Source organism: Lacibacter cauensis (genome assembly GCF_007830055.1).
GTDB classification, from domain to species: Bacteria; Bacteroidota; Bacteroidia; order Chitinophagales; family Chitinophagaceae; genus Lacibacter; species Lacibacter cauensis.
Map to the genome: position 1 here is coordinate 183,681 of NZ_VLLE01000002.1, position 13,582 is coordinate 197,262.

At 41.3% G+C, this 13,582-nt stretch carries 15 protein-coding genes; 12 read left to right on the forward strand and 3 right to left on the reverse strand.

Features of this window, described 5'->3' with window-relative positions:
* Positions 1–15: 15 nt before the first annotated feature.
* Together IQ13_RS00825 and IQ13_RS00830 are read left to right on the forward strand one after the other, a co-directional pair.
* The gene (locus IQ13_RS00825; RefSeq protein ID WP_158637273.1) at positions 16–1,029 is read left to right on the forward strand and encodes an FKBP-type peptidyl-prolyl cis-trans isomerase; all 1,014 of its coding nucleotides are present in this window, start codon (positions 16–18) and stop codon (positions 1,027–1,029) included.
* A 5-nt stretch (positions 1,030–1,034) separates the two neighbouring features.
* The gene (locus tag IQ13_RS00830) at positions 1,035–1,508 is read left to right on the forward strand and encodes a hypothetical protein (protein ID WP_144883564.1); all 474 of its coding nucleotides are present in this window, start codon (positions 1,035–1,037) and stop codon (positions 1,506–1,508) included.
* A 940-nt stretch (positions 1,509–2,448) separates the two neighbouring features.
* On the opposite strand, the gene IQ13_RS00835 is transcribed toward IQ13_RS00830, so the two are convergent.
* Both IQ13_RS00835 and IQ13_RS00840 read right to left on the reverse strand, forming a co-directional pair.
* Positions 2,449–4,278 carry an AAA domain-containing protein gene (locus IQ13_RS00835; RefSeq protein ID WP_144883566.1) on the reverse strand — a complete coding sequence of 610 codons (1,830 nt, stop codon included), beginning with the start codon at positions 4,276–4,278 and terminating at the stop codon, positions 2,449–2,451.
* Between the two features lie 30 nt (positions 4,279–4,308).
* The gene (locus IQ13_RS00840; RefSeq protein ID WP_144883568.1) at positions 4,309–5,934 is read right to left on the reverse strand and encodes a beta-N-acetylhexosaminidase; all 1,626 of its coding nucleotides are present in this window, start codon (positions 5,932–5,934) and stop codon (positions 4,309–4,311) included.
* 141 nt (positions 5,935–6,075) lie between these two features.
* Between IQ13_RS00840 and IQ13_RS00845 the strand changes: the two genes are divergently transcribed.
* The 10 genes from IQ13_RS00845 to IQ13_RS00890 all read left to right on the forward strand — a co-directional run bounded on the left by IQ13_RS00845 (position 6,076) and on the right by IQ13_RS00890 (position 13,092).
* Positions 6,076–6,954, forward strand: coding sequence for a TolB family protein (locus IQ13_RS00845; RefSeq protein WP_144883570.1), 879 nt, complete (start codon positions 6,076–6,078; stop codon positions 6,952–6,954).
* 101 nt (positions 6,955–7,055) lie between these two features.
* Positions 7,056–7,508: a VOC family protein gene (locus IQ13_RS00850; protein ID WP_144883572.1), complete on the forward strand. Its 453-nt coding sequence runs from the start codon at positions 7,056–7,058 to the stop codon at positions 7,506–7,508.
* Positions 7,509–7,546: 38 nt separating this feature from the next.
* Positions 7,547–8,173, forward strand: a complete 627-nt coding sequence (locus IQ13_RS00855) for an endonuclease III domain-containing protein (RefSeq protein WP_144883574.1) — start codon at positions 7,547–7,549, stop codon at positions 8,171–8,173.
* Positions 8,174–8,253: 80 nt separating this feature from the next.
* Positions 8,254–9,480, forward strand: a complete 1,227-nt coding sequence (locus IQ13_RS00860; RefSeq protein ID WP_144883576.1) for a purple acid phosphatase family protein — start codon at positions 8,254–8,256, stop codon at positions 9,478–9,480.
* A gap of 7 nt (positions 9,481–9,487) precedes the next feature.
* A complete protein-coding gene (locus IQ13_RS00865; protein WP_144883578.1) occupies positions 9,488–9,931 on the forward strand; it encodes a GNAT family N-acetyltransferase in 444 nt (147 codons plus the stop codon).
* Between the two features lie 60 nt (positions 9,932–9,991).
* Complete coding sequence (locus IQ13_RS00870) at positions 9,992–10,789, forward strand: HipA family kinase (protein ID WP_199758141.1); 798 nt, start codon at positions 9,992–9,994, stop codon at positions 10,787–10,789.
* On the forward strand, positions 10,767–11,153 hold the full coding sequence (locus IQ13_RS00875) for a DUF3037 domain-containing protein (protein WP_144883580.1): 387 nt from the start codon (positions 10,767–10,769) through the stop codon (positions 11,151–11,153). Before IQ13_RS00870 ends, IQ13_RS00875 begins: the two co-directional genes overlap by 23 nt.
* Positions 11,154–11,174: 21 nt before the next feature.
* Positions 11,175–11,492 (forward strand): CHY zinc finger protein, encoded by a 318-nt coding sequence (locus IQ13_RS00880; protein ID WP_144883582.1) that lies wholly within the window; start codon positions 11,175–11,177, stop codon positions 11,490–11,492.
* Between the two features lie 151 nt (positions 11,493–11,643).
* Positions 11,644–12,078: a hypothetical protein gene (locus tag IQ13_RS00885; protein ID WP_144883584.1), complete on the forward strand. Its 435-nt coding sequence runs from the start codon at positions 11,644–11,646 to the stop codon at positions 12,076–12,078.
* Positions 12,079–12,147: 69 nt separating this feature from the next.
* Positions 12,148–13,092 (forward strand): ABC transporter ATP-binding protein, encoded by a 945-nt coding sequence (locus tag IQ13_RS00890; protein ID WP_144883586.1) that lies wholly within the window; start codon positions 12,148–12,150, stop codon positions 13,090–13,092.
* 15 nt (positions 13,093–13,107) lie between these two features.
* Here the strand turns inward: IQ13_RS00890 and IQ13_RS00895 are convergent, their stop codons facing one another.
* A complete protein-coding gene (locus IQ13_RS00895; RefSeq protein ID WP_144883588.1) occupies positions 13,108–13,551 on the reverse strand; it encodes a cold-shock protein in 444 nt (147 codons plus the stop codon).
* Positions 13,552–13,582 lie beyond the last annotated feature (31 nt).

Here is a 13,582-nt window from a genome sequence, read left to right on the forward strand (position 1 = left end):
ATGAAGCTTACGTTTATGTTACTTTTTTGCATGATAGCTGCATGCGTTGGTCATGCTGCTGCAAAAGATTCTCTCAGCAACTATGCATTGCCCGATAGTTTGCGTGCAAACGGATTACTGGCACAGGTGCACATCAATAAAATTTCAACCAAAAAAGAAGCGAAGGCCGGTATACAAGCAGATGGATTGAAATTATTTGTAGAAGCTGATAGAAAAGAACAGGATATTTTGTTTTCGTTTCCTGCAGGTGCAATCATCGTTACCAAAGGAATAGATGTGGATGAAGAAGATGGAAACAGTCTTGAATGGGAACATGCATTTGCTGCAGATAAACCCGTTCAGTTGTATATCGCAACAGCAAGCGATTCGGCTTTGAACTATACGCTGTACTCCGGTTATGTTTTTCTGCCCGATCAAAACAAGTGGAAGCTCATTGGCACCTGTAAAGTAAATGGCAAATGGGGAAACATTAAATCTGCGTCTTCTTATACCGCCAACCTGAAGAAGCAACCGGGTGCATTGCAGATACAACAGGTGTGGGTGCAGCGTGGTAACGGCTCGTTAAAAGAGTTATCTGCAACAGCAGCAAAAGCACCGGTGCTGATGCCTTTTTCAAATGTTGACAGTATACAGCAGGCAACATTTGATGAGAAAGTGATACAGGATGCTATTGCAAGCGGGAAAACAGATGCAAAGGAAAAAGCGGTTGACGTGTATTACAGCATTGTAAAAGAAGGAACGGGTAAGTCTGTTGCTGTTACCGATACGGTTACTGTTTTTTACAAAGGTTATTTGTTCAGCGATGGTTCGGTGTTCGATCAAACAAAAGAAAAGCCTGCCACTTTTCCCTTGAACCGTTTGATCCGTGGCTGGCAACTGGCGTTACCGTATTGCAAAGTGGGCGGTAAAATAAAAATTGTGATTCCTTCCGGACTTGCCTATTCCATTCGTACACGCTCACCTAAAATTCCACCCAACAGTATACTGGTTTTTGAAATAGAAGTAGTGGAGGCAAAACCGCAACAGTAAGAAATATGAAAGCTGCTACCATACAGGAAATTAAACAGGAACTGCAACAGCTGCCGCAAAACAAGGTAACCGAATTGTGTTTGCGGCTGGCCCGTTTCAAGAAGGAGAATAAAGAACTGCTTACTTATCTGTTGTTTGAAGCTGATGATACAGCTCTATACATAAAACATGTAAATGAAGAAGTAGATGAGCTGTTTGAAACCATCAATAAAAGCAATGTATATTTTGTAAAAAAGACCTTGCGGAAGATTGTACGAACCGCTGCAAAGTATATCCGTTACAGTGGTAGTGAAACAGTGGAAACGGAAGTATTGATTTACTTATGCACAAGAATAAAAGAGCTGGGTACAACCATCAACAGCAATACCATCATCAGTAATATTTACAAAGCACAGGTAAAGAAGATCGATAAAGCTGTTGCAGCCATGCATGAAGATTTGCAATACGATTATGTGAAGCAGGTTAAGAAACTGGGTTGAAGGTAACGTTCGAGGCTTGGCGATGTTGGGGCGGCTGCGTTTCGTCACGCCTGAACTGAAGTTAAATATAGTTACTAATGTTGATTGTGATTACAAATGCTGTACAGCGTTCAGTCGAGCTGGTGACGAAAGGAACGTAGTAGTATAAAAGCTGAAGTTTATTCCGTCAAGCCCCAATATTGCCAAACCTTTTGTTGGCTGCTGGTTTAAGTTACTTTTTTAAATTCTGAAGCATCGTTTGATTTTCTTACAAAGTGTCCGAAAAAAAATATCTACGTTTATAATATCTTCTTTCAGATTTTGTCGGTTTGTAAGTGTAATCATTTTTATAATTAAATATTACTTGTCCGCTTTTTGATATGGAGTACAGCTTGTCATTTTGAAAATACAATTTGTAAGGTCGAGATAAAGTGTCGCCCAAGCTACTAAAAAGGTAATAGGAACTTTGTCCATCGAATTTTAGTAGATTAATTTTTTGGGTGTTGCAGGTCGTGTCAGTTATTCCAGATTTGTAGTAAAAATAGACAGTGTCATTTTTAATAGAATAGCTTCCACAAGCAATGTCACGTATTGTACAGACTGCATATGAAAATTGAAAGGTATTATCAGCATTAAAAATGATATAGTTTGAAGAAGAATTAATTCCCCGATAACAATATTTGCCTTCTAAACTGCTTTGTCCGAGTGCAGTATACTTTGAGACAAAAGAAAATAGCAAAAGAAAAAAGTATTTTATATGAGTGTGCAAAGCGTTTTTCATAAAGTCTAAGCATAAATTTTATAGTATGTGTTTGTCAAAACTTGCAGCCAACATATAAATATACATACCTTCTTGGTGAAAAATTAGTTGATTTACAAATGAACATTCAACAAAAGCTAAAACACAAACACAAATACGATCCTTCTTTTTACATCTTATTGTCTGCTGGCAAAAATAAACCTACAGCTCAAACTCCCACACCGTTCTGTAAGTCCCATGTTTTTCAACATAGGTTAAGAATTGATTATAGAAAGGATCAGCACCAACCGTTGCACTATCGCCAATTACAAAGAGTTGTTCTTTTGCTCTTGTAATGGCCACATTCATTCTTCGGTAATCTTTTAGGAAACCAATATCGCCATCATCGTTACTACGCACCAGTGAAACAATCACGGTTTCTTTTTCCTGTCCCTGAAAACTGTCGATGGTGCTGATGCGCAAACCTTTTGGCAGTTGTTCTTTGGCAGCAGCTACTTGTCCGGAGTAAGGAGAGATGAACGCCGTCTGTTGTACATCGAGTTGCTCACTTTCTATCAGCTGGCGAATAATGTTCAACTCACCTTCATTTTGCAGACTCACACCATCTGGTCCATGTGTTTCGTTATAACCGGAGCCGGCTGTGTCGATGAATGTTAAATGCACACCGGTATCTGCTAAATGCTCGGCTGTGTGCAATAGATCGTTGTAAAAATAACTGCTGCTGAAACCCGCAATGGTCTTGCGCATGCGGTATTGAATGTTGAGCAATGATGCCGATTGCATTGTATCAATCGCTACTTCCAGTATAGAACGGTTGAAACCGAGAATTGCTGCTTCATTGCTTAACACAGTAGGAGGTAGCTGCCAGTGATCGCCTGCCAGTACAATTTTTTCAGCCAATGGAAAAATACACCAGGCCAAGGGTTCAATGCATTGCCCGGCTTCATCAATCACCAGTGTGGTAAAGATCCTGTTGCCTAATTCGGCATCATACAAACCAATCGGCGTTCCGGCAATGACTTGTGCTTCATCAAACAGTTTTTCTTCGTTGTAGTGTTGTAGTTTTTTTATTTCGCTACGGATGTTCTTTACTTCTTTAAACAGTAAGCTGCGTTGTTCCCGTTCTGCTTTGCCAAAGCTGCGTTTATATTTCAGCGCCATCCGTCGAAATTCTTCTGCTCTTTTTTTCAGTTCCTTGATTTCTTTCAGCGCTTTGCTGTTGTTGAGTTTTCCTTCAGGCGTATGATTGAAAATGAGTTCATCCACTTTGGTTGCGTTACCTACACGCAAGAGATTAATGCCTTGCTGCAATAATCCTTTTGCTAAATGATCAACAGCGGTATTGCTGGGTGCAGATACCAATACTTTCTCACCTTTTTGTACCAGTTGTACAATGGCTTCAATAAGTGTAGTGGTTTTGCCTGTGCCGGGCGGACCATGCACAATACTTACATGCTCGTTGTTGAGAATCGCAGTTACTGCCTGCTGCTGACTTTCATTCAATCCTTTATTTCGGAACTGTGCAGAATAAGTTGAATGCTGTTGTGTGCTTTCTGTTGACGCATAGTTATCGTGCAGTTGCTGAAACAGTTGATAGTTGGCTTTGTGGTGCTCCAGTTCCTGCAATGCTTTTTTCATGATGCTGGTGGTGCGTGTATCGGGCGCCAGTTTAATACCCACACCATCATCTTCAATCCAGTCGGGGAAATCAGGAGCAAACAAACGGAACTCACCATTCTTTCCATCAAGGTTCAGCAGTACGCCTTTGATGGGTTCTTCACCTGTAATAAAACATTCTATCGCCGCACCATCACGAAACATGTTTGCTTCCGGCGGAAACGGAAGTTTGAATGTGATCTCCGGATAATCGGCATAGCCGAAATTCTTTCGTGTAACAACAATCGGATGCAAAGCCAGTCCTTCGGCTTTGAGTTGTTTGAGCGAATGTGTTTGATCGAGTTTGTAACGGTTGGCCTGTTCTTTTTCTTCGAGGTCAATACACTGCAATAAACGTTGGATGTGCGGATGCATAATGTGCCGCAAAAATACTTGCTTTCAGCTTTACTTTTCTGCCGGCCATTTTTCAAAATCAGGAAACCAACTGCTGTTCCAATATTGATAACGTGGAATAACAGTTACTTTCAATCGGCGTAGAAAATCAGCATAATTTTTTTGAGAAGGCATGCTCCATAAACTTTCACATACGGCGGTCATGCGTGGGAAAACCATGTAATCTACTTTGGTACTCCACTCCATGTATTCGGTCCATACGTTGGCTTGTCCGCCGAGTATTTTATGCTCTAATCCTTTTTGTTTGATGGATGCAGGAACAGGATCGTAATTGTAAACAGCTTCCAATGGATTGTAACCATGTATCGCCAGACTGTCTTTCGGGTCTTTGCTCTGGTAATGATCGAAGTAGTAGGGCTTGCCCGGCGTCATAATCACATTGAAACCTTTGTTGGCAGCTTCAATCGCTTTAGCATCGTTGGCCCAGTTCATCACGATGGTATTTGTGTCGAGTTTGCCTTCCATGATCTCGTGCCAGCCGATCACTTTTTTATTTTTCTCTTTCAGGTATTTGCTCACCTGTTCAATAAAATACGTTTGCAGTGCCACTTCATCTTTCAGTTTGTTTTGTTTGATGAACTGTTGCGTAGCTGCACTTTGTTTCCACCACATCTTACTGCACTCATCGCCACCCACATGTATGTAAGGCGATGGAAAGAGATCAGCAATTTCATGAAATACCTTGCGCAAAAATTCAAAGGTCGCAGGTGTTGGAGCCAATACATTGTTCACCCGGTTGTACATACCCCATGTGGCTGCAACGCCCCATTTGTTGGTTGGATCTGTACTTAATTCGGGATAAGCTGTAATGGTTGCACGGCTATGCCCGGGAATATCAATTTCAGGAATGATCGTAATGCCACGCACAGATGCATAGGCGATAATCTCTTTTACTTCGGCTCTTGTGTAATAACCACCGTAACGTTTGTGTTCGTAACGGGCAGGTGTATCTTTAAAATGACCGATGAGTGTTGAATCTCTCCACGAACCAATACTGTTAAGTTTGGGATAGGAAAGCATTTCAATCCGCCAGCCCTGGTCATCTGTTAAATGCCAATGAAAAGTATTGAATTTATGAAAAGTCAAATAGTCGATATACTTTTTGATATATGAAACGGGAAAGAAATGACGCACTACATCGAGATGCATGCCACGATAAGCAAACCGTGGATAATCATAAATGCGGCAGGCGGTAACCTCAATGGCGGATGTTTGTTTCAGCGGCAGTAATTGTAACAAGGTTTGAATACCGTTCACAATACCTCTTACCGTTTTTGCTTTTAGTACGATCTGCTGGTTCTGTACTTCCAGTATATACATTTCATCTTTTGAAACGGCATTACTGAACTGCAAAAAAACAGTTGCTTTTGTTTTTACAGCCTTACTGTTTTGTGCAGTTGTTGGTAAACCGCATTGCTGTTGTAATTGCTGTTGCAGGTAAGCGGCCTGTTGTGTAAAGATGTCATCAAATGATATAACTGCATTTGCTGAAAGTTTTACAGGCTGTCCATTCAATTGTTCTGTTTTTACGGGAACCGGAACAACAGCGTTTAGTTGTTGAGCCTTGATTGTAGTGGCAATAAACAGCAGGAATATGAAAAGCGTTTGTTTGTACATGCGGTAAAGATAGCAACTGCTTCCTGCGTGATGAAAAACGTAAGCATGCTTTTCTGTCCGTTAACCTGTTTTAACAAATCGCTCATCATATTTTTAAAGAAACAGTAAACGGTTCGATTATTTTTATTAAAACTTATCAGTATGAAATTCACTTTGCTTGCAGCCGCTTTACTTTTTATGCAAACCCTCATTGCACAACAAAGGGTGCAGGTATTTGAGCCGGGTATTATCTCCAGTGGCGGACAGTTTGGCTTAACCATTTCGCCCGATAGTAAAACTGCATTCTGGGTTTATTCCAATGGAGCAAGAGATACGCTGCAGATCATGCAATCGGTAAAACGCAACGGCAAATGGCAGAAGCCTGTTACGGCTGTTTTCTCTACACGTACTGCTGCATGGAAAGATATTGATCCCATATTTACACCCGATGGTAAAACCGTGTTGTTTCAATCGAACAGGGCAGTACCGGGCAAACCCAACCGCAAAGGGTTTGATATCTGGGCATCACATCTTACAAAAGATGGCTGGAGTGAAGCTGTGCATTTAGGGAATGTAATAAACAGCGATTCTTCAGAATCATACGCATCTGCAACACGGAAAGGCGATATATATTTTATGAAGAGCAATGAAGATGGGAAAGGTTCATCGGATATTTATGTTTCCAGGTTTGTTAAGGGAAGCTATCAAACACCGATCAACATTGGTGCCCCGGTTAATACAACAGCAAGAGAATCGAATCCGTTCATATCTCCTAAAGGCAATTACATCATTTATTTTTCCAGCGATCCGAAAGGATTGGGTGAAGTGGATCTGTACATCAGCTTTTATAAAAATGGCAAATGGAGTGAGCCGAAGAATTTAGGTGCGCCCATTAATTCAGCTGATGCAGAGTTTTGTCCCTTTGTACATGAAAAAGAAAAACGCTTGTACTTCAGCCGACAGCAAAAAATAACCGGCAGCAATCGTATGGTGGAAGAGTTGGTTTGGATTCCGTTTGATGTAAATACTTACCGAAACTGATTCTGTCGTAAACGGCCTTTTGTTTGTCGCAGCCGCACCTCTTATTTTGAACATAATGCGTGTATGTTTGTTGTATCAATCATTCATTAAACTACATCATCATGCAAAAGATCACTCCTTTTTTATGGTTCGACGGCAATGCAGAAGAAGCTATGAACTTTTATCTGTCTGTATTTAAAAATTCAAAAAAGATTTCTGTAATGCCCGGCCCCGGTGGAACAGTAATGGGCGTTGCCTTTGAAATTGAAGGAACAGAATTTAAAGGACTCAATGGCGGACCCATGTTTAAGTTCAACGAATCGGTCTCGTTTTTTGTTAATGCAGAAACACAGGAGGAGATTGATTACTACTGGGAGCGTTTAACTTCCAATGGCGGATCCGAAAGTATGTGTGGCTGGTTAAAAGATCAATTTGGTTTGAGTTGGCAGATCGTTCCGCCGGCATTGGGTCAATTACTCAGCCATCCTGATCGTGAAAAAGCAGGGCGTGTAATGCAGGCGATGTTGCAAATGAAAAAGATTGTGATTGCTGATCTTGAAAAAGCTGCTCAATAATTTTTTGTAGCTTACCAATTCATCTCAAACCATTCATCATGCCTGCTGCAACCAACTGGCCCGAAGCCATCAAACCTTTGCTCAAAAAATACAAAGGCAAACAACATCCGCTGGAGTATAAAAATACCTATCAACTGATGGTAATGGTTGTATTGTCGGCACAGGATAGCGATCGTAACATCAACAGCCTTGCACCAACATTATTTGAAGCTTATCCCAATATGCAGTCGCTGGCAAAGGCAACAGAAGAAACACTGTTTCCCTACATCAGTAAAGTGCGCAACTTCGGTAATAAAGCAAAATGGTTAACAGGCATTGCACAACAAATTAAAAAAGATGCAGCTATACCGCTTACGTTAGATGAATTGGTGGCATTGCCCGGCATTGGTCGTAAGTCGGCTTGTGTTATTTTGCGTGAAAGCGGTAAGCCGGCTGAAGGTGTAATTGTTGATCTGCATGTGGTGCGTGTAGCTCCACGTTTAGGTATTGCCACAGGTACTGATCCCAAGAAAATTGAAAAGCAGATCATGGAGGCCCTGCCGCAGAAAGATTGGGACGCAGGTATGGCCATGTCGTTTTTAGGACGGGAAATCTGCCGGCCCAAACCAAACTGCGACAAGTGTTTGATGAATACGGTTTGTGCATATTACAAGGCCAACAGCTAGCCCGATTTGTATAATTTAAGCGATGGTTGTAATATTGAACTGCAGCTTACAAATTAGCTGCTTTGAAAACCATCCTTGTAATGGAAAACCAAAAACCATCTTTCAACCGCCGGAAATTTTTAACCAATGCTGCTAAAATCGCAGGTGTTGGTGCGGCGGGATTTATTTATATCAAAGGTTGCGATAACGAACCTTCTGAAGTAGAGCCGGGGCCGGGTAGTAAGCATGTTTTTTTAACAGATCCTTACTTACTTACGCTTGAGTCTTCCAAACTCTATATCCGCTGGATCACCAACCTTAAATCGTACAGTTGGGTTGAGTTTGGTGAAACAGAAAATTTTACACACAGGCAACATACAGTGAACAATGGGCTTGTGCAAGCAAACACCCGTATTCACGAAGTGGAGCTGGATAATCTTAAACCTGGTACAAACTATTATTACAGGGTCGCATCAAAAAGCATTGTAAAGTTTCAGCCTTACAAAGTTGTGTATGGTGAAACGATCTACAGCAAAACATTTCAGTTTATAACAATGGATGAGCAGGCAACAGAAGCAAGCTGGCTTATTTTAAACGATATTCATGACGTAAAAGAATCATATAGTCATTTAATCAGCTTGAATAAAAATGAATCATTTGATTATGTTTTTTTGAACGGTGATATGTTTAACGATCCGGAGAGTGAAGAACAGGTGATTGAACTAACGATTAAACCTTGTGCCGAAACTTTTGCGGCACAAAAGCCAATGATTTTTGTAAGGGGTAATCATGATATACGAGGGCAGTTTGCAAGAGAAACGATCGATTATTTATCGTTTCCGAACGGCGCATATTTTACTTATCGCCACGGGCCGGTTTTTGTAATTGTGTTAGATACAGGAGAAGATAAAGAAGATACAGCTGCTGTATACTCCGGTCTTGTTGACTTTGAAAACTTCCGTCGAACACAGGCAGCGTGGCTCGAAAAAGTGCTGCAATCAGAAGCGTATAAAAATGCTCCTTTTAAAGTTGTAAAGATGCATATACCTACGCATTATACGGTAGGTGCGAAAGGCGAACTCCATTGCCGTAAATTGTTTACGCCACTCTTAAATCAATACAAAGTTGATTTGGTAATATCTGGACATACGCACAAGTATGGAGTTTATCCGCCAAATGCAGCGCATCATTATCCATTGGTTATTGGAGGAGGACCCAAACCCGGTACCCGAACGTTGATAAAAGTAAAAGCCAACATGGAAGAATTAAAGTTGCAGATGCTCGATGATTCCGGAAAACAAGTTGGCGAATACATTGTAAAGCGCTGAGTGAAGTATGATACGTCCTGCAACAACAAACGATTATCCGCTGCTCCTAACATTGTGGGAAGCTTCTGTGCGTGCCACACATGATTTTCTGCCGGAGGATTATCTGCAGTATATCAAAGCCATTTTACCCAGGGCTTTTTCGCATGTACAGCTCTTTGTGTATGCAGACAGTGCCGAAACTGTTTATGGTTTTGCAGGCGTTGATGAAGCGAAGATTGAAATGCTTTTTATTCACCCCGATAGTCGTGGTAAAGGAATTGGCAGGCAACTGATTACATTCTGCTTGCAGGAGCTGGGCGCATGTAAAGTAGATGTGAACGAACAGAACCAACAGGCTGTTGATTTTTATTTGCACATGGGTTTTACTGTTACCGGCAGAAGCGAACTGGATGGTGCAGGCCAACCTTTTCCTCTCTTGCATATGCAAATCGCAACTTCATCTACGCAATAGTTTGCTGATCTGTTTTTGCCGAACCATCATCTTGCTTTAGTTTAGCAGAAATTATTTTCATTGGCAATACTTCCTCCCGAAATAAGAACTGTGCAGGTAATGCGGTATGTAACACCTTTGCGTGAAGGAGGTTCGTTGCCTGCCATTGCCGAAGCCGATGATGGTTTTCTGTATGTGTTGAAATTTCGTGGAGCAGGACAGGGGAAGAGAGCATTGGTAGCCGATTTTATTGGTGCTGAAATTGCAAGGGCTATTGGTTTAAAAGTACCGGAAGTGGTGTTTGCCGAACTGGACGAAGCTTTTGGACGTACAGAACCTGACGAAGAAATTCAGGATCTGCTGAAAGCAAGCCAGGGATTAAATCTGGGGCTGCATTATTTGTCCGGGGCCATTACTTACGATCCTGCAGTAAACAAAGTTGAAGCATTGCTTGCATCGAAAATTGTTTGGCTCGATGCATTGCTCACCAACGTAGACCGTACTGCACGCAACACCAACATGCTTACCTGGAAAAATGAACTGTGGTTGATTGATCATGGTGCTGCTTTATATTTTCATCATTCGGGTTATCAGTGGCAAGAACAGGCAATACGTCCGTTTGTGCAGATCAAAGATCACGTGCTGCTACCACAAGCCAAACAGTTGCAGGAAGTTGATGAGCAACTGAAACAAATCCTTACACCGGAGCGTATTGCAGCTATTGTATCGGTTGTGCCCGATAGTTTTTTAATTGGTGAACATGAAACAAAAGATCCTGCTGCATTACGGGAAGTATATGTACAGTTTCTGAATACACGCATACAACATTCATCCATCTTTGTAAACGAAGCCATCCATGCAGGAAAAACGCACATTTGAGTATGCCGTTATACGTGTTGTGCCACGTGTGGAACGGGAAGAGTTCCTGAACGTGGGGGTGATCGTTTTTTGCAAACGACCTGCATTTCTCGATATGCAATATGTGCTGGATGAAAAGCGCTTATTGGCGATCGATCCCGAGATTGATCTGGCTGATGTACGCATGCATCTTGAAGCGTTTGAACAAATCAGTAAAGGCGTTAAAGGAAGCAGCCCGATTGCAGAGCTTGATCATGCAGCACGTTTCCGTTGGTTAACAGCCAAGCGAAGTACAATTGTACAGGCATCTGCTGTGCATCCGGGTTTGTGTTTCGATCCAGCAGTTACAACCGATCAGTTATTACAAAAGCTTGTACTTCTTTAATCATCTTTATTTGTTGCAGTAATGATTGAAATAAAAGGCAAACCTGTTGATGATGAAACAAGATGCGAGCATTATCATTCGCCTCTTGATATTATTGCTATTAGGTTTAAATGCTGTAATACGTATTATCCTTGTTATTTCTGTCATGAAGAAACTGCCGGACACACTGCCCAACGCTGGCAGGCGAATGAGTTGGATACAAAAGCTATTCTTTGCGGCGTGTGCAAGCATGAGCTAACCATCAGCCAATACCTCCACAGCGGCTATCATTGCCCAAACTGCAATGCTGCATTCAACCCCAAGTGCAACAACCACAATCACCTTTATTTCGACCTCTGAGTCCTTTAGCTGCAGTTGATTTTTATCATTTCAACAGGTTTCAAACACGTATTTTAATCAGTTTATTTTCTAATACTGGTCATTACCTGCGTTTTTTAGATGATGGAAATTTAGGTCTGTATTCGACACATCACCTCAAAAAACAGTAATCATGAAACGGGAATATTGGATCAATGTAAAACATGTTGACAACCGTCTTGTAATTTTCCTGAATGGTGAAACCATTTGGGACAGCGGCATTATTCATGGCGATCCGCAAATGGACGAAATGATTGAAATAACTCAAGAACTGCAGGCGCATCCTGAATACGCCAGTGAATTGATCTTTGAAGGCTTTAACGATTCGTATGATTCGAAGAGTGCCGATGATCAACTCAATCCCTGGCATTTTCAATACCGCATTTTTTCAAGGGTTATTGATGCTAAAGGAAATTTGCTTAAGGAAACCGATCTTATCCGTCCGTATAACGAGCGGCATTTGTCAAACCCCAATATCAAAGCCATTGACAACAGTTACCAGCTGGTGTTAAAAGGCGATGAATACAAAGTAATCTCCAACTCATTGGTGCAACATTTTTACGAGTAGCATCCACAAACAGGCGTTTCAAATTGAAACGCCTGTTTGCTGTTCGTGTATTCTGTTTTACTTTCGGGCATGGCTTTACTCGAAGTAAGAAATGTTTTTAAAAGAGAAGGAGAAACAGTCGCTGTAAACGGTATCAGTTTTGTTCAGGAACCTTTTCAGAAAATTGGTATTGCAGGCGAAACAGGTTCTGGTAAATCAACACTCTTAAAAATGGTGGCAGGGTTTGTACAACCCGATGCCGGCGAACTCTTCTTCAACGGACAGAAAATACTGGGACCCTTCGATCAGTTAATACCGGGCCATCCGGGCATCGGTTATCTTTCACAGCATTTTGAATTAAGGAATAATTACTGGGTAAATGATTTTCTCGATATGGCGAATAAGCTGCCCGAAGAGGAAGAGCAACGGATTTTTGCTGTTTGTGAAATTGATCATTTACTTCGCCGCAGAACACACCAGTTATCGGGTGGCGAAAAACAACGCATTGCACTGGCACGTTTGCTCATTACATCGCCCAAATTATTAATTCTCGACGAGCCTTTTTCCAATCTCGATGCAATGCACAAAGCAACCATGAAGCGGGTGGTGGAAGAAGCGGGCAAACAGTTTGGTACAAGTTTCATTCTTGTATCGCACGAACCGGCTGATCTGCTTGCATGGGCTGATACTGTTTTTATTATGCAGGCGGGCAAAATTTTGCAACAGGGTACTGCAGCAGAAGTATATGAACAACCGGTAAGCGAATATGCTGCAGGATTATTGGGCGAATACAGTGCTGTTGATGCAACCTTGTTTAATAAAAGCAATGAACAGTCGAAATTATTACTTCGTCCACAGCAATTACAATTAACAACAAAAGAAAGTAATGCCGTTGAAGCAGTAGTTGCTGCAGTACATTACCGTGGAGCCTATAGCTTGCTGGAGCTTGCTGTAAAAGAAGAACGCTTATACCTGCTGCAAACAGATAGAAGCGTTCAAAAAGGCGATACTGTTTATGTACGGCTTGCAGACTAATGTTTTGCGCAGCGTTTAAACTGCACGTTTTACATTTACGGCACTTAAACCTTTATGCGTACGTTCAATCTCAAACGTAACTTTATTGTTTTCTTTTATTGGTTCTGCCAGGTTGTTGATGTGTACAAAAATACTTTCACCACTCTCAAGGTCTTTAATAAAACCATAGCCTTTCGATTCATTAAAGTTGCTCACAATGCCTGTTCTTATTGCATCGGCAGGATCCTGCTCCTGTTGTTTGGGAACACCAATTTCAATGTCTTCAAGTTTCACTTTTTTTACTCTGCTTAAATCGGGTGGAGTATCAGAAATGTTTCCGTTCTCATCAATATAAGCAAGCATATCGTCTAAGGTTTTGCCTTTTGCGTTTTCTTTACGTTCCTGCTTACGCTCGGCTTTTTCTTTTTTGCTTTGTTGCTTTTTCTTTTCTCTTTCTTTTTTATTCCAGGTTTCGGCCATTATTATTTTTTATGTGTTAGAAAAACGATTG